This is a genomic window from Reyranella sp., from assembly GCF_004296935.1.
Taxonomy (GTDB): Bacteria; Pseudomonadota; Alphaproteobacteria; order Reyranellales; family Reyranellaceae; genus Reyranella.
This window is the reverse complement of the sequence record NZ_SCVH01000061.1, coordinates 20,026-46,371: the sequence shown is the minus strand read 5'-3', so window position 1 is coordinate 46,371 and position 26,346 is coordinate 20,026. Positions and strand designations below refer to the sequence as shown.

At 64.5% G+C, this 26,346-nt stretch carries 25 protein-coding genes; 16 read left to right on the top strand and 9 right to left on the bottom strand.

Going from position 1 to position 26,346, the window contains the following annotated elements; translation table 11 throughout:
• The coding region (locus tag EPO55_RS08300; RefSeq protein WP_296336155.1) for a gamma-glutamyltransferase at positions 1 to 999 on the top strand (999 nt) is incomplete at its 5' end.
• A 13-nt stretch (positions 1,000 to 1,012) separates the two neighbouring features.
• Here EPO55_RS08300 and EPO55_RS08295 read toward each other — a convergent pair.
• Together EPO55_RS08295 and EPO55_RS08290 are read right to left on the bottom strand one after the other, a co-directional pair.
• Positions 1,013 to 2,620, bottom strand: a complete 1,608-nt coding sequence (locus EPO55_RS08295; protein WP_296336154.1) for an amidase family protein — start codon at positions 2,618 to 2,620, stop codon at positions 1,013 to 1,015.
• 19 nt (positions 2,621 to 2,639) lie between these two features.
• Positions 2,640 to 3,521 carry an aldolase/citrate lyase family protein gene (locus EPO55_RS08290; RefSeq protein WP_296336153.1) on the bottom strand — a complete coding sequence of 294 codons (882 nt, stop codon included), beginning with the start codon at positions 3,519 to 3,521 and terminating at the stop codon, positions 2,640 to 2,642.
• Positions 3,522 to 3,585: 64 nt separating this feature from the next.
• On the opposite strand from EPO55_RS08290, the gene EPO55_RS08285 reads away from it, so the two are divergent.
• Complete coding sequence (locus EPO55_RS08285; protein WP_296336152.1) at positions 3,586 to 4,272, top strand: glutathione S-transferase N-terminal domain-containing protein; 687 nt, start codon at positions 3,586 to 3,588, stop codon at positions 4,270 to 4,272.
• Positions 4,273 to 4,276: 4 nt separating this feature from the next.
• Here the strand turns inward: EPO55_RS08285 and EPO55_RS08280 are convergent, their stop codons facing one another.
• Positions 4,277 to 5,605: an FAD-binding oxidoreductase gene (locus tag EPO55_RS08280; protein ID WP_296336151.1), complete on the bottom strand. Its 1,329-nt coding sequence runs from the start codon at positions 5,603 to 5,605 to the stop codon at positions 4,277 to 4,279.
• A 98-nt stretch (positions 5,606 to 5,703) separates the two neighbouring features.
• Here EPO55_RS08280 and EPO55_RS08275 point away from each other — a divergent pair, with 98 nt between their 5' ends.
• From EPO55_RS08275 to EPO55_RS08260, 4 genes are all read left to right on the top strand, one after another.
• Positions 5,704 to 6,915, top strand: coding sequence for an acyl-CoA dehydrogenase family protein (locus tag EPO55_RS08275; RefSeq protein ID WP_296336150.1), 1,212 nt, complete (start codon positions 5,704 to 5,706; stop codon positions 6,913 to 6,915).
• A 125-nt stretch (positions 6,916 to 7,040) separates the two neighbouring features.
• Positions 7,041 to 8,255, top strand: a complete 1,215-nt coding sequence (locus EPO55_RS08270; protein ID WP_296336149.1) for an acyl-CoA dehydrogenase family protein — start codon at positions 7,041 to 7,043, stop codon at positions 8,253 to 8,255.
• Positions 8,256 to 8,433: 178 nt separating this feature from the next.
• Positions 8,434 to 9,447, top strand: a complete 1,014-nt coding sequence (locus EPO55_RS08265) for an aldo/keto reductase (RefSeq protein WP_296336148.1) — start codon at positions 8,434 to 8,436, stop codon at positions 9,445 to 9,447.
• Positions 9,448 to 9,515: 68 nt separating this feature from the next.
• Complete coding sequence (locus EPO55_RS08260; RefSeq protein ID WP_296336147.1) at positions 9,516 to 10,640, top strand: DUF2235 domain-containing protein; 1,125 nt, start codon at positions 9,516 to 9,518, stop codon at positions 10,638 to 10,640.
• Here EPO55_RS08260 and EPO55_RS08255 read toward each other — a convergent pair.
• The 5 genes from EPO55_RS08255 to EPO55_RS08235 are packed head-to-tail and all read right to left on the bottom strand — an operon-like array spanning position 10,637 to position 16,625.
• Positions 10,637 to 11,515: a TauD/TfdA family dioxygenase gene (locus EPO55_RS08255; RefSeq protein WP_296336145.1), complete on the bottom strand. Its 879-nt coding sequence runs from the start codon at positions 11,513 to 11,515 to the stop codon at positions 10,637 to 10,639. The two genes, EPO55_RS08260 and EPO55_RS08255, sit on opposite strands and share 4 nt — an antisense overlap.
• Before the next feature lie 12 nt (positions 11,516 to 11,527).
• On the bottom strand, positions 11,528 to 12,280 hold the full coding sequence (locus EPO55_RS08250) for an SDR family oxidoreductase (RefSeq protein WP_296336144.1): 753 nt from the start codon (positions 12,278 to 12,280) through the stop codon (positions 11,528 to 11,530).
• Between the two features lie 13 nt (positions 12,281 to 12,293).
• Positions 12,294 to 13,106 (bottom strand): enoyl-CoA hydratase/isomerase family protein, encoded by an 813-nt coding sequence (locus EPO55_RS08245; RefSeq protein WP_296336143.1) that lies wholly within the window; start codon positions 13,104 to 13,106, stop codon positions 12,294 to 12,296.
• Between the two features lie 47 nt (positions 13,107 to 13,153).
• A complete protein-coding gene (gene trpE / locus EPO55_RS08240) occupies positions 13,154 to 14,686 on the bottom strand; it encodes an anthranilate synthase component I (RefSeq protein WP_296336141.1) in 1,533 nt (510 codons plus the stop codon).
• Between the two features lie 7 nt (positions 14,687 to 14,693).
• Complete coding sequence (locus EPO55_RS08235) at positions 14,694 to 16,625, bottom strand: peptidylprolyl isomerase (RefSeq protein ID WP_296336140.1); 1,932 nt, start codon at positions 16,623 to 16,625, stop codon at positions 14,694 to 14,696.
• A 128-nt stretch (positions 16,626 to 16,753) separates the two neighbouring features.
• Here EPO55_RS08235 and tpiA point away from each other — a divergent pair, with 128 nt between their 5' ends.
• The 6 genes from tpiA (at position 16,754) to eno (ending at position 22,823) form a co-directional block, all read left to right on the top strand.
• Positions 16,754 to 17,509, top strand: coding sequence for a triose-phosphate isomerase (gene tpiA, locus EPO55_RS08230; protein ID WP_296336139.1), 756 nt, complete (start codon positions 16,754 to 16,756; stop codon positions 17,507 to 17,509).
• Positions 17,510 to 17,600: 91 nt separating this feature from the next.
• Positions 17,601 to 17,924, top strand: a complete 324-nt coding sequence (gene secG / locus EPO55_RS08225) for a preprotein translocase subunit SecG (protein ID WP_296336138.1) — start codon at positions 17,601 to 17,603, stop codon at positions 17,922 to 17,924.
• Between the two features lie 101 nt (positions 17,925 to 18,025).
• Positions 18,026 to 19,657 (top strand): CTP synthase, encoded by a 1,632-nt coding sequence (locus tag EPO55_RS08220; protein ID WP_296336137.1) that lies wholly within the window; start codon positions 18,026 to 18,028, stop codon positions 19,655 to 19,657.
• A 66-nt stretch (positions 19,658 to 19,723) separates the two neighbouring features.
• Positions 19,724 to 20,488, top strand: coding sequence for a hypothetical protein (locus tag EPO55_RS08215; RefSeq protein ID WP_296336136.1), 765 nt, complete (start codon positions 19,724 to 19,726; stop codon positions 20,486 to 20,488).
• 10 nt (positions 20,489 to 20,498) lie between these two features.
• On the top strand, positions 20,499 to 21,386 hold the full coding sequence (locus EPO55_RS08210) for a hypothetical protein (protein WP_296336134.1): 888 nt from the start codon (positions 20,499 to 20,501) through the stop codon (positions 21,384 to 21,386).
• 156 nt (positions 21,387 to 21,542) lie between these two features.
• Positions 21,543 to 22,823: a phosphopyruvate hydratase gene (gene eno, locus EPO55_RS08205; protein ID WP_296336133.1), complete on the top strand. Its 1,281-nt coding sequence runs from the start codon at positions 21,543 to 21,545 to the stop codon at positions 22,821 to 22,823.
• On the opposite strand, the gene EPO55_RS08200 is transcribed toward eno, so the two are convergent.
• The gene (locus tag EPO55_RS08200; RefSeq protein WP_296336131.1) at positions 22,820 to 23,125 is read right to left on the bottom strand and encodes an antibiotic biosynthesis monooxygenase; all 306 of its coding nucleotides are present in this window, start codon (positions 23,123 to 23,125) and stop codon (positions 22,820 to 22,822) included. The genes eno and EPO55_RS08200 overlap by 4 nt on opposite strands.
• Before the next feature lie 49 nt (positions 23,126 to 23,174).
• Here EPO55_RS08200 and EPO55_RS08195 point away from each other — a divergent pair, with 49 nt between their 5' ends.
• The 4 genes from EPO55_RS08195 (at position 23,175) to pdhA (ending at position 26,343) form a co-directional block, all read left to right on the top strand.
• The gene (locus EPO55_RS08195; protein ID WP_296336130.1) at positions 23,175 to 24,005 is read left to right on the top strand and encodes an AraC family transcriptional regulator; all 831 of its coding nucleotides are present in this window, start codon (positions 23,175 to 23,177) and stop codon (positions 24,003 to 24,005) included.
• Positions 24,006 to 24,052: 47 nt separating this feature from the next.
• A complete protein-coding gene (locus EPO55_RS08190) occupies positions 24,053 to 24,772 on the top strand; it encodes an alanyl-tRNA editing protein (RefSeq protein ID WP_296336129.1) in 720 nt (239 codons plus the stop codon).
• Between the two features lie 44 nt (positions 24,773 to 24,816).
• The gene (locus EPO55_RS08185; protein WP_296336128.1) at positions 24,817 to 25,116 is read left to right on the top strand and encodes a septum formation initiator family protein; all 300 of its coding nucleotides are present in this window, start codon (positions 24,817 to 24,819) and stop codon (positions 25,114 to 25,116) included.
• Positions 25,117 to 25,290: 174 nt separating this feature from the next.
• Positions 25,291 to 26,343, top strand: coding sequence for a pyruvate dehydrogenase (acetyl-transferring) E1 component subunit alpha (pdhA, locus tag EPO55_RS08180; RefSeq protein ID WP_296336127.1), 1,053 nt, complete (start codon positions 25,291 to 25,293; stop codon positions 26,341 to 26,343).
• Positions 26,344 to 26,346 lie beyond the last annotated feature (3 nt).

The following is a 26,346-nucleotide window of genomic DNA, read 5'->3' as shown; positions in this document are numbered from 1 at the left end:
GAGCCGGCCATCGCCAAGGGCGGCGCCGACGCCTTCTATGCCGGCGAGATCGCCCAGGCGATCGCCGAAGACATGAAGAAGAACGAGGCGTTGCTGTCCATCGAGGACCTCAAGGCGTGGAAACCCGAGCGCAATGCGCCTCTGTGGGGCGACTATCGCGGCTACAAGGTCTCGACCAACCAGCCGCCGGGGGGCGGCGTGATGCTGATCGAGATGCTGAACATCCTGGAGAACTTCGATCTCGCCGCCATGGAGCACGGCTCGGCGGAATATCTGCGGGTGGTGTCGGAGGCGATGAAGCGCGCCACCGTCGACAAGGACGCCCATGTCGGCGATCCCAAGTTCGTAAACGTGCCGGTCGAGCGGCTGACCTCGAAGGCCTATGCCAGGGAAATGGCCGAAGAGATCAAGCGCGGCGTGAAGGCCGAGGTCCCGCGCTTCAATTCCGGTGCCATCTCCAAGGACACCACGCACATCTCCGTCATCGACAAGGATGGCAACTGCTTCACCATGACCCACTCGCTGGGCATGCCCTCGGGCGTCGTCACGCCGGGCCTGGGCTTCATGTACAACGGCTGCATGGGCGTGTTCGACCCGCGGCCGGGCCGGGCAGGCTCCATCGCACCGGGCAAGGCACGCTTCAGCTCGGTCGTGCCCTCGATCCTCTTCAAGGACGGCAAGCCGCACCTCATCATCGGTGCGCCGGGTGCGACGCAGATCGCCATGGGCGTGCTGCATGTGATCCTGAACGCTCTCGATTTCGACATGACCATGGTCGAGGCCGTGAGCGCGCCGCGTTTCTCGGCGACCTCCGACACGATCGACATTTCCAACCGCATCCAGGGTCGCGTCGAGCGCGAGCTAAATGCGCAGGGCTATCCGGTCGTGCGCAGCCCCTACGGCTTCGGCTTTGCCGCCGTCCACGCCATTCGCATCCACGAGGACGGGCTCGATGGCGGCGCCGACCCCGGTCACGACGGCGTGGTGATCGCGGTCTAGGGATCAGACCTCACTACAGCATCGGCAGGCCGGGCGGCGGGCGCCTAGCCTTCGAGGCCTGCTCGAAGGCATAGGCTAGGCGCAGAAGCTTCGCCTCGCTCCAGGCACGGCCGGTGAAGGTGACGCCAAACGGGTAGGGTGGCGTCTTCTTGCCCTCGAAGCTCGAGATGAAGCCGCCCGGCACCTGCACGCTGGGATAGCCCGACCTGGCTGCGATCGCCGCGCCAAGGGCCGCGGGGAACAGCACGGCGTCGAGCTTGTGGACGCGCATGTAGGTATCGAGGCCGCGTTGCTTGGCCGCCAGCAAATCCATGGCGCGCGCCGAGCGGTACTCGAGCTCGCTGAGATCGCCACGCGTCGCCTCGGCTGCCAACGCGAGGTCCTGGCCGAATCGCAGCGCCTTGCGGGCATGCGCCTTGTTGTAGGCGATGATCGCCTTCAGCGTCCTGTTGCGTGTGCCGGTCGCCCAGTCGCGCAGGTAGAGATTGAGGTCGCGCTTGAATTCGTAGAGGAAGACGACAGGCGCTGGAGCGACCTGGTTCGTGCGTCGGCTGAGCGGGTTGGTGATGAGCACGTTCATGGTCGTGCCCGGCCCGCCGATCCAGCCGACCGTCGGGATGTTGGCGCGCACGATGGTGGCACCCGCGCGCTCCAACATCTTGATCGTGCGTGCCATTACGGCTGCCGGCTGCTTTGGGAGCTTGCCGTAGTAGACGTCGTTGCCGGGATCGCCTGGGTCGCTCGGCAGGCCAATGCGCGCGCCCTTCAGGCCGTCCTTGTCGAGGCCGGCGGTGTAGTCGACGGTTCTCTCTGACAGCACATTCAGGAGGATCGCGGCGTCGCGCACCGTGCGGGTGAGCGGGCCCACGGTGTCCTGGCTGTGCGAGATCGGAATCACGCCGTCGCAGCTCACCAGCCCGACCGTGGGCTTCACGGTGACGAGGCCGTTCTGCGTCGCCGGGCTGAGGAGCGAGCCCGAGGTCTCGGTGCCGAGCGCCGCGGCGCAGAAGCCGGCGGCCACCGCAACCGCCGAGCCGCCGCTCGAACCGCCGGGCAGCACGACCGGGATACCGCGGTCGTCGAGCAGTTTGGGGCTGTAGGGGTTCTTCACCTGGCCGCCGAGCGAGCTGTAGCCCGAGGGCATGTCGACGGTGAGGATGTTGGCGAACTCGGTGAGGTTGGTCTTGCCCAGGATGACGGCGCCGGCTGCGCGCAGGCGCTTCACGACGGGAGCGTCGGCACGTGCCCGCGCCGTCGCGAGCGCCACCGAGCCCGCGGTCGTGTGCTGTCGGTCGCCAGTGGCGATGTTGTCCTTGACCAGGATCGGCACGCCGGCGAGCGGCTGCTTCTTCGATGGCTTCACGCCGTCGAGGTCGCGAGCGATTGCGAGCGCATCGGGATTGATCTCGCGCACGGCGTTGAGCTTGGGGCCGTCACGATCGTAGGCTTTGATGCGCGCCAAATAGGCCCGGGTGAGGGCGCTCGACGTGATCTTTTCCTGCGCCAGCGCCTGTTGCAAATCGGCGAGCGAGGCATTGTCGACCGGGATCGCCGCCAATCCGCGGCGGGTCACCCCGCCGCGGGCGCGCGCCGTGCGGTTTCGTTTCGTTGCTCTTGCCACGGTGCTCCTCCGCCGGTTGCTAAACCGGCATGGTCCGCTTCTGATGGGCCCGGCCAACCTTGGCCGATTCGGGATTGTGACCGGAGATCACCCGTACACCCTCGTCCAGACTGGCCGCGATCTTGTCCGGCGTGGCGCCTTCGAGGAACGCGAGCTTGTTCTTTTTGCAGGCAGCGAAGACCTTGGCGCGGGCGGCTTCCATCTCGGGCGGGTAGGGCCGGCGCTGCAGGGTGGTGTAGCCGAGCGACAGGCCGAGATCGCCCGGGCCCAGTTCGGCAAACCCCAATCCAGGTACTGACAAGATTTCCTCGCAACGTGCGACGCCCGGCGGGCTTTCGATCTTTACACCGAGCAGAAGCTCGCCTTTCGGATTGAGCGGCCAAGGCTCACACCGCTCGAAATACTCTTGCTGATCAATGCCCCAGACCGGAGCGGCCGTGGGCTCGGAACCGCGGCCCCGCGTGCCGCCTCCAATCTTGTCGATGCCTGCCTTGTGGTGCGGGAAGCGGCAGGCGCGCACGAACTCCCGTACCGCCTCGGCCGACTCGGCCTGGCAGAGCAGGATGCCGTGGACACCACGGGCCAGGATCTGGCGGAACTGCCAGGCGTTGAAGGCGACGTTCGGCCCGTCGATGCCATTCACTGGCGCCTCGACGATTACCGTGGGCGTGCGGTGGCCCGAATTGGTCGGCCCGGCATCGACCAGTCCGCGCATGTATTCCTCGAGCCCGGTCATGTCGAAGGCGCCGTGCTCCATGCCGACGTTGATGTAGTCGGCCCAGGTCCGGGCATCCTTGTGGCCCTGCTCGTAGGTCAGCACATGGCCGGTGTGCGGGCCGTCGTAGTAGATCGCCTGGTCGGCCTCCAGGAGTTCGATGGCCCGGTTGATGCGGTTTGCCATGCGGTTCCCTCCAGTTTCCTTTGGTCCAGCATAGCTCGTAGACTGGATCGAAAGGGAGCGAGCCATGATTAAATTCTATTACAACACCGCGCCGAACCCGACCAAGGTGGCACTCTGCCTGGAAGAGATGGGCCTCGCCTACGAGCTCTTCCCGGTCGATACGCGCAAGGGCGAGCAGCACACGCCCGAGTTCCTGGCGATCAATCCCAACGCCAAGGTCCCGGTCATCGTCGATGGTGATGCCACGGTCTTCGACAGCAACGCCATCCTTCTCTACCTGGCGGAAAAGACGGGGAAGTTCCTGCCTGGCAAATCGCTGAAGGAGCGCGGCGAGATGCTGTCCTGGTTGATGTTCGTCGCCTCCGGCATCGGTCCTTACTCAGGGCAGTCCGTGCATTTCAGGAACTTCGCGCCCGAGCCGAAGGACTACGCCGTCAACCGCTACACTTTCGAGGCCCAGCGCCATTGGGGTATCCTCGAGGCCCGGCTGGGCAAGCAGCGCTTCATGTGCGGCGAGGCCTACGGCATCGTCGACATGGCGGTGTGGGGTTGGTCGCGACTGATCCCCTTCGTGCTGGGGCCGGACGCCGCGAAGCAGCTGCCGAACCTGCAGCGTCACCTGGCCGAGATCAGCGCGCGTCCGGCCGCTGTGCGGGCGCTCGCGCTCAAGGACAAACACACCTTCAAGACCGAGATGGACGACGCCGCCCGCGTCGCGATGTTCCCGCATCTCGCCAAGAAGGTCGCCTGAAGACCTACATCATCCCCGGCGCGCCGAGATCGGTGCCGTCGATCATGCGGCTGTAGCGGAAGGGATGAGGATCGACGATCGGCGGGTCGCCGGCGACGAGATCGGCGGCCAACCGTCCTGCGCCGGGGCCGATGCCGAACCCGTGGCCGGTATAGCCGGTCGACAGATAGAGCCCGGGCACCGGATCGACCGCCGAGATGACCGGAATGCCATCGGGCGTGGAGTCGATCATGCCACCCCAGGCGTGCGCGACCTTCAGCCCCTTGAGCGCCGGATAGTGTTCGCCGAGCGTCGTCAGGCCCTCCTGCACGAGCCGCGGATCGGCCGCGGGATCGAAGGTGCGCTGACGCTCGAAGGGTGAGACGCGATCGAACGACCAGTTGGCGAAGCCTTCCGGCCCCTGGAAGAAGGAGCGTCCCACCGCGAAGGTGAGCCCCTTGCTCCGTTTCTTGGCGGTCGGCAGGAACTGCCGGGCATAGAGCAACCCCTGGAGCGAGAGGTCGACGGTGCCGCGTCCGCCCAGGCCGACCGTGTAGCCGCCGTCGAGCCGGCGCCGGATCGTGACGTCGGGGAGCGAGAGGCCGCCGTCGGTCACCTGTGGTGCTTCCGTCGTCGCGAATGATGTCGAGCGCACGCCGGCCTGCGGCAGTCTGAGGCCGTGGCGGCGGCAGAACAGCGAACTCCAGGCACCACCGGCACAGAGCACGGCTTGCGTGCGAATGAGGCCCTGCTCGGTGATCACGCCCGACACCTTGCCGCCCGCGATGTCGAGGCCGCGCGCCGCGCAATTCTGGTGGATGGTGGCGCCGAGCTTGCGCGCCGCTTCGGCGAAGACAGGCGAGGCGAGGGAGGGCTCGCCGCGGCCGTCGCTCGGAGAGTGCACCCCGCCGATCCAGTCGGGCACGCTGCCCGGCGTCATCGCCTTGGCCTCGGTGGGGCTGAGGATGCGGCTGTGCATCTGGTACTCGCGCGCCCGCAATGTCCATTCCTCCCACTCCGCGAAGTCCGCAGCCCGCGTCGTGACGTAGAGAAGGCCGGTGTGGCGGAAGCCGGTTTCCATACCCAGCTCGGCGTTGAGGCCCTTCCAGATCTCCAGGCTCTTCATGGCGAGCGGCAGTTCGCGCAGGTCGCGATGCTGCTGACGGCACCAACCCCAGTTCCGGCTGCTCTGCTCGCCGCCGACCACGCCCTTGTCGAGCAGGGCGACCTTGTGGCCTTTCTTGGCGAGTGCATAGGCCGCGGCACTGCCGGCTATGCCGGCGCCGATCACGACGACGTCGGCGGAGGCGGGGAGTTTGAGGTCGCTGATGACGGGCTGAACGGGCGGGGACATCGATTTTTCCTGACGAACGCTACCGAGGCGCACACCATAGCCTACGCTTTACGGCGCGGAACCCGGCGCGGTACCCTGAAGGCCAGAAGGAGCCCCCAATGGACCTGACATTCGGCAAGGAAGAACTGGCCTTCCAGCAGGAAGTGCGCAGCTGGCTGAAAGAGAACCTGACGCCCGAGATCATGGGCGAATCGAAGGTCGGCCGGAATGCCTACATGCCCAAGGAACGCCTGATCGACTGGCAGAAGCGTCTGGCGAAAAAGGGCTGGCTCTGCACCGGTTGGCCCAAGGAATTCGGTGGGCCGGGCTTCACCACGACGCAGAAGTACATCTTCGAGATGGAGATGGCGAAGGCAGGCGCTCCCGGCACGTCACCGTTCGGCCCCAAGATGTGTGCGCCGGTGATCATGAAATACGGCTCGGCCGAGCAGAAGGCGCGCCACCTGCCGCCGATGCTGAATTCCGACCTGATCTGGTGCCAGGGCTATTCCGAGCCGGGCTCCGGTTCCGATCTTGCGAGCCTGCGCACAAAGGCCGAACTCCACGGCGACCATTACATCGTGAACGGCCAGAAGACCTGGACGACGCTTGCGCAGACCGCCGACTGGATCTTCTGCCTGGTGCGAACTTCCAACGAGGGCAAGCGCCAGGAGGGCATCTCGTTCCTGCTGATCGACATGAAGACGCCGGGCATCTCGGTCGAACCGATCATCACCTCGGACGGCAATCGCGCCGGTACCCAGGAAGTGAACTCGGTGTTCTTCACCGATGTGAAAGTGCCGGTCGAGAATCGCGTCGGCGAAGAGAACATGGGCTGGACCTACGCCAAGTACCTGCTCGAGTTCGAGCGCGGCGGCAATCCTTATAGCCCGCGTCTGCGCTCCGGGTTCGAGAAGCTGAAGCGGCTGGCAATGTCGATGCCGGACGGCGAGGATTCGATCATGGCCGACACGGCCTGGCGCGAGAAGCTCTCGCGCATGGACATCGAGATTTCGGGCCTGGAGATGTTCGAGCAGGAATTCTATTCGAAGCTCGCCTCGGGCCAGAACCCCGGTCCTCTTTCCTCGATGATCAAGCTGCGCGGCACCGAGGTCATGCAGCAGGTCCAGGAGTCCGCTGTCGAGGCCGCCGGCTACTACAGCCAACCGTTCCCCGAGCAGCGCGCCTGGAACGCCAATGTCGAGCCGATCGGGCCCGAGGGCGTCGACGTGCTGGCGCCACGCTACTTCAACGGCCGCAAGATGACGATCTACGGCGGCTCGTCGGAAGTGCAGCGTGGGATCATGTCGAAAGTCATGCTGGGGCTCTGACCCCCTCCGCCACGTTTGACGCGGCACCTCCCCCGAGACGGGGGAGGGCTACGAGATAATTTTCCCTCCTCCCCCGTCTCGGGGGAGGTGCCCCGAAGGGGTGGAGGGGGTCGGGAGAGAAATCGATGCGCCTAGCCTTCAACGAAGCCGAACTCGCCTTCCAGCGCGAAGTGCGCGACTGGATCGCCGCCAACATGCCGCCGGAGGTGGCGGAGGAGAGCCGCCGCAGCCGGTCGAGCCACGTCTCCAAGGAGCGGCTGCTGCAGTGGCAGAAGAAGCTCGCGGGCAGGGGCTGGCTCTGCCCCAACTGGCCCAAGGAGTATGGTGGGACAGGCTGGAATTCGACGCAGAAGTTCATCTTCGAGATGGAAATGGCGCGCGCCGACTCGCCCTATCTCTCCTCGTTCAGCATCAAGATGGTGGCGCCAGTCCTGATGAAATTCGGCAGTGAGGCGCAGAAGAAGCGCTTTCTTCCGAAGATCGCTGCCGCCGAGGAGCTGTGGTGCCAGGGCTATTCCGAACCGGGCTCGGGTTCTGATTTGGCCTCACTTCGCACGCGCGCCGTGCGCGACGGTGACCACTACATCGTGAACGGCCAGAAGATCTGGACGACCAACGCCCATTGGGCCGACTGGATCTTCTGCCTGGTGAGAACCTCGACCGAGGGCAAGAACCAGGAGGGCATCTCGTTCCTGCTGATCGACATGAAGTCGCCGGGCATCAAGGTCGATCCGATCTATCTCGTCGACGGCACGCGCACGCCGATGCGGCACGAGGTCAACCAGGTGTTCTTCACGGACGTGAAAGTGCCGGTCGAGAATCGCGTCGGCGAGGAGAACAAGGGCTGGACCTACGCCAAGTACCTGCTCGAGTTCGAGCGCGGCGGCCAGGCGCACGGCCCGCGCCTGCGCAAGGCCTTCCGCCACCTGCAGCATCTCGCCCACAGCCAGATCGACCGCGGTGAGCCGCTGTCGGACAACCCGACCTGGCGCGAGAAGATGGCGGCGCTCGAAATGGAGATCGATGCCGTGGAGATGAACGAGATGATGTTCTACTCCAGCCTCAAGACCGGCGAGGCGCCGGGCCTGATGGCCTCGGTCGTGAAGATGCGGGGCACCGAAGTAGGCCAGAAGGTGACCGAGCTCGCGGTCGAGGCGGTGGGCTGGTACGGCGTGCCCTTCACCGAGCTCCGCAACTACGACAGCAACGTCGTGCCGGTCGGCGGCGAATACGTCGACGACGCCGCGCCGCGCTATTTCAACACCCGCAAGAGCACGATCTACGGCGGCTCGTCGGAGGTCCAGCGCAACATCATGGCGAAAGCGATGCTGGGGATTTGACTCGGCTGCCAGTTCCGTCGGTCATATTCAATGCTGAGCAAACACCAACCTCATGCTGAGGAGCGCCCCGAAGGGGTGCATCTCGAAGCATGGGATCGAGCACCGAGTCTGTTGCCCATGCTTCGAGACGGGCGCTTTGCGCCCTCCTCAGCATGAGGTTAGTGGAGAGGAAAAAGGAATGGACTATCGCCGCCTGGGCCGTGCCGGCCTGAAAGTCTCCGAAATCTGTCTCGGCACCATGACCTTCGGCAACGGCGCGGATCAGGACGGCGCTACGGCGATGGTGAATGCCGCCCTCGATGCTGGCGTCAATTTCTTCGATACCGCCAATTCCTATGTCGGCGGCACGTCGGAGACGATGCTGGGCGTGGCGCTGAAAGGGAAGCGCCAGGACGCCATCATCGCCTCCAAATTCTTCAATCCGATGGGCGGGCGGCCCAACGACTCAGGCCAGTCGCGGCTGCATATCAAGCAGCAGATCGAAGGCAGCCTGAAGCGACTCCAGACCGACTACATAGACGTCTATTTCATCCATCACGTCGACCATCAGACGCCGCTCGAGGAGATGCTGCGCGCGCTCGACGATCTCCAGCGCGAGGGCAAGATCCTCTACACCGGCTGCAGCAACTTCGAGGCGTGGCGCCTGATGGAAGCGCAGTGGCTGAGCGAGACCAAGGGGTGGGCGAGCTTCTCGGCCTACCAGCCGCAGTACAGCCTGGTCGTGCGTGACATCGACGAGGAGATCGTGCCGGCGTGCCAGTTGAAAGGGTTGGGCGTTGTCGCCTGGTCGCCGATGGCGTCAGGTTACCTCGCCGGCAAATACACGCCGGGCAGCCTGAAAGTGCAGGGCACGCGCTCGGCCGAAGGCTGGGGTTTCCAGAACAGGTTCTTTGCGCCCAACCACGGCGAGATCCTGCAGACGCTCCTCGACACGGCGAAGGGGATCGGCAAGTCGCCGGCGCAGACCGCGCTGCGCTGGGTGATGGACCAGCCCTTCATGACAAGCGCCATCGTCGGCGCCCGCAATGCCGATCAGCTCAAGGAGACACTGGGAGCAGGGGGCTGGCGGCTACCGGACGCCGTGTTCGAGTCACTCGAGAAGGTCTCCAGGCAGCCGCACCGCTACCCGCGAGCGTTCGAGGAGCCCATGGTTGAGCGCCGCAATAGCGCGATCAAGATGCCGGGGATGTAGAGGCAAAGGTGCTTTGAAACCGCCACCGGAGTGGTAACCTGCGCCCGCCTGCCAGCGGGGGTTGCATCATGCCGAAGAATATCGTCGTGTGCTGTGATGGCACGGCCAACCAGGTCGTGTCCGGCGACAACACCAACGTCGTGCGACTGTGCGCCGCCGCGATCAAGGGCCCTGCCCAGATCATCTACTATGGTCCCGGTCTCGGGACGATGGAGGCCGAAGGCGCGCTCACCTGGTGGCAGAGAGTCTGGACGAAGCTCGCCGGGCTGGCGTCCGGCTATGCCATCGCGCGCGATATCCGCAATGCCTATTCGTTCATCATGGTTCACTACGAGCCGGGTGACAGGCTCTTCCTGTTCGGCTTCAGCCGCGGCGCCTACACGGCCCGGGCCGTGGCATCATCGTTGCGCATGTACGGGCTGTTGCGGATCGGCAACGAATCGCTGGTGCCGTACATCGTCCGCGAGCTGTTGCATGTCGATTCTCTTTTCCTGCGGCTCGTCGACCGGCTGACCTTCGGCGTCTGGAAGCTGAACGCCAAGCTGGTCGGCAGCAAATTCGACAAGGCGACCGAAGTTCGGACTTACTTCGCCACCCGATCCTGCAAGCCACACTTCGTCGGCGTCTGGGACACGGTGAGCTCGGTTGGCCTGCTCAGTCCGACGCGCATTCCCTACACCGCCAACAATGCAGACATTGCCGTCGGACGGCATGCCCTGGCTCTCGACGAGCGCCGGGTATTCTTCAACCGCAACCTCTGGCAGCGTGATCCGCTGGCGGCGCCGACCGGGCCGCACGACATCAAGGAAGTCTGGTTTGCCGGCGTGCATTCCGATGTCGGCGGCGGCTACCCGGAGGAGCAAGGCGGCCTTTCGAAGACCGCCCTGCAATGGATGATGCGAGAAGCGGTCGCCCATGGCCTGCTCGTCGACCAGGCTGTCCTGGAGCGCCTGTTGAGCGGGCCACCGGCTGGCAAGTCGAAGCCGGACCCTGACGCAAAGATGCACAATTCCATGCGCGGCTTCTGGCCGTTGGTGGAGTTCGTGCCGGTGCCGAGAGGCATTCACGGCGCGTTCCGTATCAATTTCTTCCGGCGGCGTCAGGTGCCAGACGGCGCGCTGATCCATGTGTCGGTGAAGAGCCGCACCAATTATGCGCGACCGCTGCCCCCGAACCATCGAGTCGAGAACTAGCCCGCCAGCACCGGCTCGCCGACGATCTGCGTGCGATGCATCAGCCGGCGCAGGTTCTCGTCGAAAGCGTCGCGGCGGTGCATGACGCAGCGGTTGTCCCACAGCACCAGATCACCGGCCCGCCACTTCTGGTACCAGGCGAAGCGCTCCTGGGTGGCGTGCGCCCATACGGCGTCGAGCAGCGCTTCGCTTTCCTCGACTGGCAGGCCGTGGACGTAGGCGCCGGGCCGGCGGCCGAGGAACAGCGCCTTGCGCTTGGTGACGGGATGCAGGCGGACAAGGGGATGTGCGGCACCCGGCGTCTGGCGGACGTCGATCGTGCGCTGGAATCCTTTGCGCAGCTCGCCGGCCGAGTTGCGGCTGGAATCGTGGATGCAGCTCTTGCCCTCGATCGCACGCTTGAGATCGGAGGGCAGGGTCTCGTAGGCGGCATACATGTTGAGGAAGCCGGTGTTGCCGCCATCGGGCGGCACTTCGAGCGCGTAGAGCAGCGAGGCGCGCGGCGGCAGCGGGTTGTAGGACATGTCGGTGTGCCAAACGAGCTCATAGCTGCCGAGACTACCGACCGCCTTGCCGTCCTTCTTGACGCTCGCGATCACCGCCACCCATTCCGCAGCTTCCGGGACGACACCGGAGTTGGCACGGTCGAGGCTAGCCGCTGCGATCGGCACGCGATCGAGTGCGCCGAAGCGGGCGCTGAATTTCATCAGGGTCGGATCGTCGAGCTTCTGGCCGGAGAAGCGAAGCACGAGATGCTTGCCCCAGGCTTCGGCGATACGGGCAAAGACCGCATCACTGATCGGCTTCGACAAATCGACGCCATGGACGTCGGCGGCCAGTGCGCCGCCGCTCGGCTGAATCCAGAGCTCACTCACCTCGGTTCTCCGTTAGCCATGCATGGTCAGGCCACCCGACACGCTGATCGTCTGGCCCGTGATGAAGGCGGCATCGTCGCTGGCCAGGAAGCAGACGGCGCCGGGGATGTCCTCGGGCTGGCCGACCCGTTTCATCGGGATGGCGCTCACCAGGGCGGCGCGCACCTTCTGGCCGCGCTCGTCGTTGCCGGCGACGGCGGCCAGCAGCGGCGTGTCGGTGGGGCCGGGGCAGACGGCATTGAGCGTGATGCCCTTGCGGGCGACTTCGCGCGCCACGGTCTTGGTGAAGGCGATGATGCCGCCTTTGCAGGCCGAGTAGACGGCTTCCTGCGAGGAGCCGACGCGGCCTGCGTCGGAGGCGATGTTGACGATGCGGCCGCTGCCGCGCGCCACCATGGTCTTGAGCACGAAGTGGCTCATGTTGAGGGGGCCGCGCAGGTTGATGGCGATGAGTTGGTCCCAGAGGTCGGGCGTCGTGTCGACGAAGTTGGCGAAGCGGTCCCAGCCGGCGTTGTTCACCAGGATGTCCGTCGGGCCGGCCTGCTTTTCGAATTCCGCGATCGCCTTGCCGACGGCCTCGTAGTCGGCGATGTCGACGCATGACGCGAAGCCCTTGATCTCGGCGGCGACCTTCTTCGCGCCCTCGAGATTCTTGTCGAACACACCCACGCGCGCGCCGTAGCCCGCGAAGCGGCGGCAGATCGCGCTGCCGATGGCGCCGCCGCCGCCGGTGACGATGACATTCTTGCCGTCCAGTCCACGCATGGTGTGGTGCTCCTCAGAGGGGCGAGTAGGGGTCGAACTTGGGCTTGCGTTTCTCGAGGTGGGAGGCGAGCCCTTCCTTCACTTCGGGACCGAGGAAACCCAGCATCTCGAGACCGAGCGAGGTATCGAAGGTCGGGCCCATCATGCGCAGCCAGTTGTTGAGCGCGTACTTGGTGAAGCGGATAGAAGTCTGCGCGCCCTCGGCGAGCTTGGTCGCCACTTCGAGACCCTTGGCTTCGAGCTGGTCGTCCTCGACGCAGAGCGAGACCAGGCCGATCTTCTCGGCCTCCTCGCCATCGATGGCCTCGCAGAGCAGCAGATAGTACTTCGCCTTGGCCATACCGCAGAGCAGGGGCCAGACGATGCAGGCGTGGTCGCCGGCGGCGACACCCAGCCGCGTGTGGCCATCGATGATCTTCGCTTTCTTCGAGGCGATCGAGACGTCGGCCAGGATGCCGGCGACGAGGCCGGCTCCGACGGCCGGTCCGCGCATCGTGCTCACGATCGGCTTGGAACAGTTGATTACGTTGTAGACGATGTCGCGCGCTTCCTTCCAGGTACGGAGCAGCGCGTTGTAGTCCTTGATATTCTTTTCGATGATGTCGAAGTCACCGCCGGCCGAGAACACCTTGCCGCCGGCACCCTGGATGATGACGCAGTTGACGGTGTCGTCGCCGTCGATGTCGCGCCAGACGTCGACCAGCTCGCGATGCATGATCGCGTCGGTGGCGTTGTATTTCTCCGGGCGGTTCATCGTCACCCGAAGCACCTTGGGGTGCGGACGATCGAAAACGAGACGCTGATAGCGCTTTTGCCAGTCGGACATTGGGTCTCCTCCGTTGGGAGGAGCCTATCCCGCTTCGTCCCGTCCGCTCAACGCCGCGTGTTGCCGGCGTTCCATTGGCGCGAGCTGGCGAAGCGCACGGCTTCTTCCGCCGCGCGAACCAGGCCACGCGCCTTCAGCACGCTCTCCTGGTACTCGGCCTCGAGGTCTGAATCGGCCACGACGCCCACGCCCGCCTGCACGTACATGACCTGATCCTTCACGAAGGCCGTGCGCAGCATGATGCAGGTATCCATCGAGCCGTTGGCGGCGAAGTAGCCGGCGCAGCCGGCATAGATGCCGCGGCGCACCGGCTCGACCTCTTCGATGATCTCCATGGCGCGCACCTTGGGGGCGCCCGACAGCGTGCCGGCGGGGAAGCCGGCCTTGAGCGCATCGATCGCATCCAGCCCGTCCTCGAGCGTACCCTCGACGTGACTGCTGATGTGCTGGAGATGGCTGTACTTCTCGATGGTGAACTGTTCGACGACCCGCACCGAGCCGATCTTGGCGACGCGACCTACATCGTTGCGCGCCAAGTCGAGCAGCATGAGGTGCTCGGCATGCTCCTTGGGGTCGGCCAGCAGCTTGTCGGCGAGCTGCTTGTCCTCCTCGGGCGTGGCGCCGCGCCGGATGGTGCCGGCCAGAGGGCGGATGGTGACGATGTTGTCGCGCAGGCGGACCAGGATCTCCGGGCTCGAGCCCACGATCGAGAAGTCGCCGTAGTCGAAGAAGATCAGGAACGGCGAAGGGTTGATACGGCGCAGCGCCCGGTAGAGCGACAGCGGCGGCAGGGTGAAGGGCAGCGAGAAGCGCTGCGAGGGTACGATCTGGAAGGCATCACCCGCGCGGATGTACTCCTTGCAGGTCTCGACCATCTTCTTGAAGTCGTCCTTCGACATGTTGGCCTGCGGCTCGGGCAGGGCGTCGAGCGCGGCGGCATCGTCGCCACGGAAGGGCAGCGTGCGCTCGAAATCCGACACAGCGTCGGCCAGTCGCTCTTGGGCTGCCTCGTAGACTGCACGAGCACTGGTGCTGGGAATTGGCCAGGCCGGGGTGACCAGAGTGACGTTGTCTTCCAGTCGATCGAAAACGCAGATCAGGGTCGGTCGCACCATGATCGCGTCAGGCAGACCGATCGGATCGGGGTTTTCGTCGGGCAGCCGCTCCATGTCGCGGACCATGTCGTAGCCCAGGAAGCCGAACAGGCCCGAAGCCATGGGCGGCAGGCCGGGCGGCAGCTCCATCTGGCATTCGCGGATCAGCAGGCGCAGCGTCTCGAGTGGCCGGCCGTCCATCGCCTCGAAGGCTTGGGCGTCTGTGCGGGCACGGCGGTTGATCTCGACCTTGCCCTTGGTGCAGCGCCAGATGACATCGGGCTTTAAGCCGATGATCGAGTAGCGACCGCGGACCGACCCCCCCTCGACCGACTCCAATAGGAATGAATTGGCGCGGCCATCGGCCAACTTGAGGTAGGCCGATACCGGCGTGTCCAGGTCGGCAACCAGCGTGGTCGAGACAACCTGCGGCTGACCGGCATCGTAGCGCGCCGCGAAGGCGTCGAAGTCGGGAGAGATCGACATGGTGCGGCTACTGCTGCTGCGGGCGGAACGCTGCCGCAAAGGCGCCGTCGTCGACGGTGACACCGTACTTCGCGCGAAGTGCTGCGACGAGTTCTAGAATGAGGTCATTGGCCATCATGGTGTCGAGCTGCTTGCCGAAACGTTCGAGCGATTCCTTGTCCTTGGCGAGGTCGGGCGTTTCAACTTGCTTGAGACGGACGATGACACTCCCCTCCGCCGTGCGGACTGCCTCGGTCTTGCCCGGAGCGAGCTTGAAGAGTTCCTGGACAACCGGCTGGCTGAGGTAATTGCCGGCATCGGCTTCGAACCGGGTGACCGCCTTCGTGGTCCGGACCTCGAGGCCGAGATCCTTGGCGACTTCGGCGAGGTCGACGCCGGTGTTGGCTTTTTCGAGCGCGGTCTTGACCTTGGCCTCGGCGAGCTTGCGCCGCTCTTCGGTTTGCCAAGCCTCGACGACCTTGGCTTCGACCTCATTGAGGGCTGGAATGCGTGCCGGCGTGATGCGGTCGGTCCGTACGATGAAGTACTCGCCACGCTGGGTTTCCAGAAGGTCGCTCTCCGCGCTTTCTCGCGTGGCGAAGGCCGCCTGGATCAGTTCGGCGGCGGCCGGACCGACGACGATCTGCTTGCCCATCGGATCCTGGCCACGCGCGTCGACGTTCTCGTAGGTCTTCACCTTGATGCCGAGGTCCTCGGCGGCGGCCTTCATCGACTGGGTCTTGCCCAGCATGCGCTCGAAATCGGTGACCAGCTTGATCAGCAGGTCGGGCGCCTGCTGTGCCCGCATGTCCTTCTCGAGCTTCTCCTTGACCTCGTCGAATGGCACCGACTTGCCCGGCTCGATTTTGTTGATGCGAACGATATGCCAGCCAAGCGGCGACTGGATCGGTGCCGGCGCAATGCCTTCGGGCAGGGCGAAGATACCGTCGGCAAGTGGGCCGGGCGGTAGTTCCTTCTTCGTCACAGGGCCAAGCTTGATGACGCCGTCGGCGCTGCCGAGGATTTCCTTGGCCGCGTCCTCGAGCGACTTGCCGGCGGCAGTGGCGGCGATGATCGCCTTGGCTTTGGCCTCGCTGTCGGCCATCGCCTGATCGACGTCGCGCTTCTCGGGCGTGCCGAACTCGGCGACGCGGGCATCGTACTCCTGCTTGATCTGATCGGCCGATACCGAAATCTGCGGCAGGATGTCGTCGACTGTCAGCAGGACGTAGGAGAAGGCACGATATTCCGGAATCTGGAACTTGGCTTTGTTGGCCTCGAAGTAGGTGCCGAGTTGTTCGGCTGTTGGCTTCGGCACATCCACGACGATGGAATCGGGGACGTAGATCGTATCGGCGACGCGCTTCTCGCTCTCGAGACGGAAAATGTTGTCGCGCAACGATTTGGGCGAGAGCCCATCGCTGCGCACGACGGCGAAGAGCTGGCCGGCGGCGATCTCTCGACGCGTATCGGCAACGAATTGCGCCTCACCGATGCGCGCTTGCTGAAGACGATTGCGGAAGAGCAGGGGGTCGAACGACCCGCCGGTGCCCTGGAAGGCGGGATTGCGGGCGATCGCTGCCTGGACCTCGGCGTCGCTCACCGTCAGTCCGAATTGCTGGATGGCATAGTCGAGTACGGCGCGCTGGATGACTTCTTCGAGGGCGCGGACGTGCAACCCGAAGCGCAGGGCCTGTTCCGGCTCCGGCCGCTGCCCCGTCTGGCGCTGGATCGCCTCGAGTTGGCGGTTGAACTGTTCACGTACCTCGGAGACATAGACCGGGGCGCCGCCGACCCAGCCATAAAGCGGCACTCGGGTGCCGCCGACATGGGCCACTTCGGTGCTGCGCCCGTCGGTGCGGAGCATGTCGCCGACGCCCCAGAAGGCAAAACTGATGATCAGCATGCCGAAAAGCAGGAACAGGATGACGAAACGGGCGAGTTTGCGGAACTGATTCACGGAGCCGGTAGGGGTTTTTGAATGGGCGCCATGCCTACCACCAGCCCCATTGGCAGGCAACCAAGCGGACTTTGACCACAAACGCCACTGCCGCTAGACACGCCGCGAGACGAATCGGGGGACATTGAATGGCACGCTCAAGGCAGCCGCTGATCGCCGGCAACTGGAAAATGAACGGTCTGCGCGCCGATGCGCTGGCGCTGGCCGCGGGCGTCGCCGAGGGCGTGAGGCGGGCTGGCTGGACCGACCGCGAAGTGCTGGTCTGCCCTCCGGCGACATTGCTCATGGCCGTCGCCGACGCCGTAATAGGTAGCGGCGTCCTGGTCGGCGGGCAGAACTGCCACGCCGATGCCAGTGGTGCCCATACAGGCGATATTTCAGCCGAGATGTTGCGGGATGTCGGCGCGGGCCACGTCATTGTGGGCCATTCGGAGCGGCGCACGGATTGCGGCGAAACCGACACCATCGTGCGAGCCAAGGCCGAGGCGGCCTGGCGTGCCGGCCTGCTGCCCATCGTCTGCATTGGCGAGACGCTGGCGGAGCGCGAGGCCGGCCGGACTCTCGCGGTGCTGGAAACGCAGCTAAAGGGCAGTGTGCCCGCGGGAGCAGCGGCAGCGAAGCTGGTCGTAGCCTATGAGCCGGTCTGGGCGATCGGTACGGGCAAGACGCCGACCGTCGCCGAAGTCGCCTCAGCACACGCGCACATTCGCCATGTGCTGGGCGCGCTGATACCCGACGCCGGTGCCGTGCGCCTGCTCTATGGCGGGTCGGTAAAGGGGAGCAATGCCGGTGAATTGCTGGCGGCCGGCGACGTCGACGGCGCCCTGGTCGGTGGCGCCAGCCTGAAGGCCGATGAATTTTTGGCTATCGCCAAGGCCGCCTAAAGCGGCTAGAAGCGCCCGCTTGGCGGACATCCCCATCTAGCGCTGGACAATAATGGACGCGGTACGAGGCTTTCTGCACGATTGGCGGCTGGTGCTGCTCATTATCCATGTCGGCGTCACGACTGCGATGATCATTGTCATCCTGCTTCAGCGCAGCGAAGGCGGTGGCCTTGGCATGGGCGGTCGTTCCGATGCGCTGTTTTCGGTGCGCGGTCAGGCCAATGTGCTGTCGCGCCTGACGGCGATTTTCGCCACCATCTTCTTCGCTCTCAGCTTGCTCATGGCCTGGAGCATGACCGACCCGGGCCGGACAGCGAAGTCCATCATGGACCGCATGCCCCCCGGACAGACCACGCCCACAGTTCCTGGCGGCGCCGCGCCTGCCCCAGCCCAGCCGGCAGCACCCACCCGCTAGGGGGCGACGGCTGCATGCCGACGGTCGCCGGGCGGAGAAATCTTCCGCTGGTGGGATATCCCCATGGCTGGGACCAACAAGGTTTAGTATGCTGTAAGCCCATGACGCGCTTTATCTTCATAACGGGCGGCGTGGTTTCCTCGCTTGGTAAGGGTCTTTCGTCGGCAGCGCTGGGTGCGTTGCTGCAAGCGCGTGGCTACCGGGTCAGGCTGCGCAAGCTCGATCCGTACCTCAATGTCGACCCGGGGACGATGAGCCCCTACCAGCACGGCGAGGTCTTCGTAACCGACGACGGGGCTGAAACCGACCTCGATCTGGGTCACTACGAGCGCTTCACCGGTGTTGACGCCCGTCAGGCCGACAACATCACGACGGGCCGGATCTACTCCGGTGTGATCGCCCGGGAGCGTCGCGGCGAATATCTCGGCGCCACCGTCCAGGTCATTCCGCACATCACCGATGCCATCAAGGAGTTCGTGCTCACAGACGTCGATCAGGAGGATTTCGTTCTGGTCGAGATCGGCGGCACCGTGGGCGATATCGAAAGCCTGCCCTTCCTCGAGGCCATTCGTCAGGTCGGCAACGAGGTCGGCCGTGAACGCGTGATGTATATCCATCTCACGCTGTTGCCGTGGGTACCGACTGCGGGCGAACTCAAGACCAAGCCGACGCAGCACTCGGTCAAGGAGCTGCTGAGTGTCGGGATCCAGCCCGACCTGCTGGTGTGCCGCAGCGGCGACAAGGAGATTCCCGTCAACGAGCGACGCAAGATTGCGCTGTTCTGCAATGTGAAGCCGGAGCGCGTGATCGAGGCGCGTGACGTCGACACGATTTATCAGGTGCCGATCGCCTATCACGACCAGGGATTCGATCGCGAAGTCTGTCGTTATTTCGGCCTTGAGGCGGACAAGGAGCCGAACCTCGATCGATGGCGGGGCGTCGTGCGCTCGGTGCGCGAGCCCGAGGGCAAGGTGACGATCGCCGTCGTTGGCAAGTACACGGTGCTGCTCGATGCCTACAAGTCTTTGTCGGAAGCGCTCACGCACGGTGGTTTCGCAAGCAACGTAAAGGTCGGCCTGGAGTGGATGGACTCCGAAATCTTCGAACGTGACGACGCCGTGGCGCATCTGGAGAACGTCCATGGCATCCTCGTGCCCGGCGGTTTCGGCGAGCGCGGGACCGAAGGCAAGATCCATGCGGTGAAATTCGCCCGAGAACGCAACGTGCCATTTTTCGGTATCTGTTTCGGCATGCAGATGGCCGTGATCGAGGCGGCGCGCAACCTGCTCGGGCTCGAGGGGGCCTCGTCGACGGAATTCGGACCGTGTGAGCACGCCGTGGTTGGCCTGATGACCGAATGGATCAAGGGTAACCAGGTCGAAAAACGCGACGCGGCGGGAGACCTGGGTGGAACGATGCGGCTCGGCGCCTATGCGGCGCACCTGCGGCCGGGGACTATGGCGCACGACATCTACGGCCAGGACGTGATCAGTGAGCGCCATCGCCACCGCTACGAAGTGAACGTCAACTACAAGGACCGGCTGGAGCAGGTCGGGTTGCGGTTTTCCGGGATGTCGCCCGATGGCATCCTGCCTGAGGTAGTGGAAATCCCCGGCCATCCCTGGTTCCTGGGCGTGCAGTATCATCCCGAGCTCAAGTCACGGCCGTTTGCCCCTCATCCGTTGTTCACTTCGTTTATCAGTGCAGCCAAGAAGCAGAGCCGGCTGGTGTGAACGGGCAGGGACATTCCCGCCGGCAGGTCGTATTTCGGTCATCTTTCTCGGCGCAAGATCATTTCCATGATCCGCACCCTTCTGTTCGTCCTGTTTTCTGTCATGGCGCTCGCCGCGGACGCCGGCGCTCAGACCGCTGCGCAATCGCCTTACGGCAAGGCAGAGCGCCGCGATCCGCTTTTCCTGCGTTTCAACCAGATGGCAGATCGCTACTGGGTCAACACCGAGACGATGGCGGCGAGCCATAAGGTCGTCGCCGTACCGATGCCGCGTCAGTGCGCCTTCCTCTACGCCGACTCCTATTCGAGGGGGCAGATGAGCGAGAGTGAAGTGCAGCAGGTGGCGCTGTCCAACTGCAACCGCAGGCTGGCTGAACTGGGGCCGCTCGGCGAGAATTATGGCGTTAACTGCCAGTGCAAGGTCGTGATCAGCGATGACGTCTACGTCGTGCCGCGCGACACGCTGCCCGACGATTCCTACGGACCGACTTCGATCTTCTATCGCGACGACCGGGGCAACGTTGCACGCCTGAACGGGGTGGCCCGCTATGGCGCCCTGATTGGACGCGACCGGTCGGTCACCTTCAGCGTGGAGAACGTGCGCAACGAACAAGTCTGCGATGGCACCTTCACCAATGAAGGGCCGAACAACGGCAAGTTCTCGCTGTCGTGCTTCGGTGGCAAGTTCAGTGGCAACGGCAGCTACGAAAGAAAGATGGGCGCGCCGAACGATCATATCATCGCCCGCGGCCAGACTTCTCGCGGCCTGCCGATCGTGCTGGTGATCGGGTTGCCATCACAGCTCGCCGCCGGCACCTATGGCGGTATCTGATATGCGCCTCGTGTCGCTCCTTTTGGGTCTTGCCGCGCTCCTGCCGGCGTCGGCAATTGGCCAGAGCGCCGGCGAAGTCGAGCGCTGCTTCCAGAATCCGGCCGCGTGCTCAACGGGTGGCGCTGCACCGCCAGCGCCCGGTCCCGGGACTGGCGGTGGCGCGCCTGTGGCAGCGGCCCGGCCAGTGCCGCCGCCTGACTACACGACGGTGCTGCAGAGCCCAGAGCCCGACCGTAAGCGGATCCAGGAGTCACTCCGTACGCTCGACAAATACAACGGCCCCATCGACGGCAACCTGCAGTCCGAGGCGAGCGTAAAGGCGATCGGCGACTGGCAGAAGGGGCGGGGCACAGCGGTGGTTGGCAAGCTGACGCCACTCGAAGCCCAGCAGCTCAATGCCGAAGCGGCAAAGGCGCCGATCCGTCGCATTGAGCCGTCAACACAGGTTGCCGTGCCACCGCCCTCGAATGCCGATGCGCTGAAGGCCATGCGCGACAGGCTGGCGGAGCGCCGCAAGGCGGCCGAGCCCAAGGCCGATGCAGCGGCGCAAGCGTTGATCCGCGACCTCAAGGCCTATGTCGCCGCCGACGGCAAGGGCGTGGCGGGCGAACAATTTGCTACCTTTGCCAAATGGTACGCCGACAACAAGGCGGCGGGGCGCACGATGGGAGGTATTGCGCCCTCGATCGACGACTATGGCGATGCCAAGACGGGAGTGGCCGCTACTGCGGAGATCAGGTTCGAGACCAAGCAAGGCGCCGAAGTCTACCGACAATGCCTCGTCTTTGCCTGGATCGAAGGCACGCCACGCAAGAGTACCCAGGCCTTCTCCTGCGACGATGTCGCCGCCGTTGAGAAATGGAAGACCGACCAGGCACTGAAGAGCGCCTGGCGCTAGCGACTGCCCAACCGGCCGGCCCTGGCGCGGCCGTCGGTCCATAGCACCGCCTTGAGCCCCCCATTGAATGCCTGCGCCGCTCCGTCGCTTGCTCCGGGCGTGGGGCGCGGCTAGACAAGCCGCGCCCCACGCCCGGTCCCACAGGGAGTTTGCCCGATGAGCGCCATCTCCGAAATCCGCGCCCGCGAAATCCTCGACAGCCGGGGCAATCCCACGGTCGAGGTCGAAGTCGAGCTCGAAAGCGGCGCGATGGGCCGGGCAGCGGTGCCCTCGGGTGCCTCGACCGGCGCCCATGAGGCGGTCGAGTTGCGTGACGGCGACAAGAAGCGTTATGGCGGCAAAGGTGTGCTCAAGGCCGTGGCGGCGGTGAACGCCGACCTCATGGACCTCCTGTCCGGACTAGACGCACTGGAGCAGATCAAGATCGACCGGGCGATGGTCGAGCTCGACGGCACCCCGAACAAGAGCCGGCTTGGCGCCAATGCGATCCTGGGCGTCTCGCTAGCGGTCGCCAAGGCTGCCGCCATGGACAGCGGCCTGCCACTCTATCGCTATGTCGGCGGCAGCCAGGCCTCGGTTCTACCGGTGCCGATGATGAACATCATCAACGGCGGCGCCCACGCCGACAATCCGATCGACATCCAGGAATTCATGATCATGCCGGTGAAGGCCGGCCGTTTTGCCGACGCGCTCCGCATGGGCTCGGAGGTCTTCCACGCTCTGCGCGGCCAGCTGAAGGACGCCGGACACAATACCAACGTCGGCGACGAAGGTGGCTTCGCGCCCAACCTGGCGACGGCCGACGAGGCGCTGACCTTCGTCATGAAGGCAATCGAGAAGGCCGGCTACAAGCCCGGCGTCGACGTCATGCTGGCCCTCGATCCCGCTTCGACCGAGTTCTTCAAGAAGGGCAAGTACGAGCTGGAAGGCGAGGGCAAGTCGCTCGATGCCGGAGGCATGGTCGACTACTACGCCGATCTCGTGAAGCGCTACCCGATCGTATCGATCGAGGATGGCATGGCTGAGGACGACATGGCTGGCTGGAAGGCCATCACCGACCGTCTCGGCAAGAAGATCCAGCTCGTGGGCGATGATCTCTTCGTCACCAATCCCAAGCGCCTCGCCGACGGCATCAAGGACGGGCTGGCCAATGCGATCCTGATCAAGGTCAATCAGATCGGCACGCTGACGGAGACGATGGAAGCCGTCTCGATGGCCCGGAACGCGAGCTACGGCGCGGTCATGTCCCACCGCTCGGGCGAGACCGAAGATGCCACGATCGCCGACCTTGCGGTCGCCACCAACTGCGGCCAGATCAAGACCGGTTCGCTGTCGCGCTCGGATCGCCTCGCCAAGTACAATCAACTCTTGCGCATTGAGGAGCAGCTCGGCACCCAGGCGCGCTACGCCGGTACCTCGATCCTGCGCGGCGTCTAGCTCCTGAACGCCACCTCATAGTGACGCGCGAAATCGTCGAAGTCCGAGAGCACGGCGCGCCCTTCGGGCTCGACGATGGCGACATCGATATTCGCGCCGGCGAAAGCCTCGATCGATTGGCGGGACTCCCAGAGAGTGATCGCCAGGAACTCGGTGTCGCCGTCGGCATCGCGCCGAAGTAGCCAGGCTCCGCGGTGACCGGCGAGCGTCTTCAACGCGGGCACGACCGTCTCAGTGAAGTGACGATAATAGGCGTTGGCCGTGGCGGTTTCGGCGCGGCCGCGCCAGAGACGACTGATCATTGGCAAAGTCTAGTGGTATTGCCGGGGATGATATTGGTAAAAATTGCGGATGGCGCGCGTCGATCCCCGCAACTCGACCCAATACTGGTGGGACCGGCACCTCTCCGGCCTCAGCCTGCTCTGCGCCGACTTCACCACCCATGAATATCCTCCGCACACGCACGACGCGCTGGTCGTGGCGGTGACGGAGCGCGGCGGTTCGGTGGTGAAGAGCCGAGGCCAGGTGCAGGACGCCCAGGCTTCGACCATGTTCGTGTTCAACCCCACCGAGCCGCACGCCGGCTGGATGGGCTGGAGTGAGCGCTGGCAATATCGAGCCATGTATCTCACGGAGAGTGCTCTCGACCGTGTGGCCGACGGGCTCGGTATCGACGCGATACCCTATTTCATGCGCAACCTGTTCGGTGACCCCGATCTCATCCAGGCGTTCCTCGCCATGCATCGCGCGATCGAAGAGGGGCGGGACGTCTTCCATGAGCGCGAACTGTTGATCGGATCGTTCGGCACCCTGTTTCTGCGTCATGGCAGCGGCGGCAGTTGCATCAAGAGAGCGCCGCGGGACGAAGTGCTCGTCGCACGCGTGCAGGCGCGCATCGAAGCCGAATATGCCTCCGACCTCCGCTTGGAGGATCTGGCTACGAGTGTCGGCCTAACGACTTTTCAGCTCATTGGCCTGTTCAAGCGCACGGTCGGACTGACCCCGCATGCCTACCTGACACAAGTCAGACTGAACGTGGCCTGCCGGTATCTGCGGCGCGCCGCGGCACCGGCCGAGGTGGCCACGGCGGTCGGCTTCTACGACCAGAGTGCGCTCAACAAGCACTTCAAGCGGTGCTACGGCATCACGCCGCTTCAATTCGCACGCGCTGCCGCAGCCTAGCAATTTTCGCCAATACGTCCGGCCTTCGCCGACCGTAAGACGCCGGCATGCATCTGTTTTGTCATGAACAGCCCGACATCCTGATCCTCGAGACCGAGATCGTCGATGCCCAACCGGGCAAGGTCGCGCTCGGCCAATCTCCCTTCTATCCTGGGGGCGGCGGCCAGCTCGCCGATCGTGGCGTCCTGCGTTGGACCGGCGGCGAGGCAAGGATCGTCGGCTTCGACGTCTCGAGTGGGGAATTGTGGCACCTGCTTGACACACAGGTCGAACTCGCGGGCAGCGTGGAGGCGAGTGTCGATCCGGATTTCCGGCGCCGGATGCGCCAACTCCACACTGACACGCATATCCTGAACGCGCTCGTGTTCCAGAGTTTCGATGGCGCGCTCGTCACCGGCGTGCAGATGGCCGACGACGGAACGGCGCGCATGGACTTCGATCTGCCCGGCGCCGACAATGACCGCCTGCGCGCACTTGAAGGGCCGATCAACGATTTGATCCGCCAGGACATCCCGCTCAACTTCCTCTACGTGCCAATGGACGAGGCGCAGGCCGAGCACGGGTTGATCCGCAGCCGTTCGGTGGCGCCGCCGCCCACGCCCGACGGCACGATCCGCATCGTCGAGATCGTCGGCCTCGACCGTCAGGCCTGCGGTGGGACCCATCTCGCATCGACCGCCGAGTCGGTGCCTGTCCACATCCTCAAAATCGAGAACAAGGGACGCCACAACAGGCGGGTCCGGATCGGATTGGCCGAAAAATCTTGATTTTCGACACCATATGTTGCCTTATCACTTCGGGAATACGGCATATGTTGTTGAGACCTCGACAGATTTTGGCCCCCGTGATCTTCGCCACGGTGTTCGGCTACTTCGGATATCACCTGGTGAATGGTGATCGCGGCCTGCTGGCCATGGCGCATCTCCAGCGCGAAGTCCTGGTCGCCGAACAGAATTTCGCCGAAGCAGAGGCGACACGAAAGATCTGGGAGCGGCGGGTGGCGGCGTTGCGCAACCAGAGTCTCGACCCCGACATGCTGGACGAGCGCGCACGCGTCCTTCTCAACTTTGCACGCAAGGACGACACGATCATCTTCACGCAAACGCGCTGAAGAGAGACCGCAAAGCGGTCTGCCGAAAGAAACTGTCCGGCACGTCGGTCCGTTTGCAAACAATCGCTCAATTGCTGCGGCGCACCCGGCCGCAATCTGATTTTTTCCTGCTAGATCAAACACATCGGCATGAGCGATGCTATAAGCTTGAGTGGGGCTACCGAGGGGAATGCTATGGCGAAGCCGGCGGTAAAGCCGAAGGTCGAATCTCTTCCCGTCAAATCGAAGTTGCCCCCCAAGTCATCTGGGCCCGGCGACAACAGCGCGAGTGCCGAAGAGCTCAAGTCCTACTATCGCGACATGCTCCTCATCCGCCGCTTCGAGGAGCGGGCGGGGCAGCTCTACGGCATGGGTCTCATCGGTGGCTTCTGCCACCTCTACATCGGTCAGGAAGCCGTCGTGGTCGGCATGCAGGCCAATGTGCGCGACAAGGACGCCGTGATCACCTCCTACCGCGACCATGGCCATATGCTGGCCTGCGGCATGGACCCCAAGGGGGTGATGGCCGAACTGACCGGCCGGAGCGGCGGCTATTCCAAGGGCAAGGGCGGCTCGATGCATATGTTCAGCCGCGAGAAGAGCTTTTACGGCGGCCACGGCATCGTCGGCGCCCAAGTGCCGATCGGCACGGGCCTGGCCTTCGCGCACAAATACAACGGCGCCAAGAACGTCTCGCTGACCTACTTCGGCGACGGCAGCGCCAACCAGGGCCAAGTCTACGAGGCCATGAACATGGCGGCACTCTGGAAGCTGCCGGTCGTCTACATCATCGAGAACAACCACTACGGCATGGGCACGTCGGTCGAGCGCGCCTCCGCGACGACCGAACTTTATCGTCACGGTGAGGCTTTCGGCATTCCGGGCGAGCGCGTCGACGGCATGGATGTGCTGGCGGTTCGCGCCGCCGGCGAAAAGGCCATCGAGCACGCACGCAGCGGGGCAGGGCCCTACATCCTCGAGATGCAAACCTATCGCTATCGCGGCCATTCGATGAGCGATCCGGCCAAGTACCGTACCAAGGAAGAAGTCGACAAGTATCGAAACGAACGCGATCCGATCGACCACCTGCGCAAGCGCCTGCTCGACGGCAAGATCGTCGACGAGGCGGCGCTGAAGGCGATCGACACTGAACTGCGCAAGATCGTGAACGATGCTGCCGAGTTCTCCCAGCACAGCCCGGAGCCGGATCCGGCGGAGCTGTGGACCGACATTCTGGTTGGAGCCTGAGAC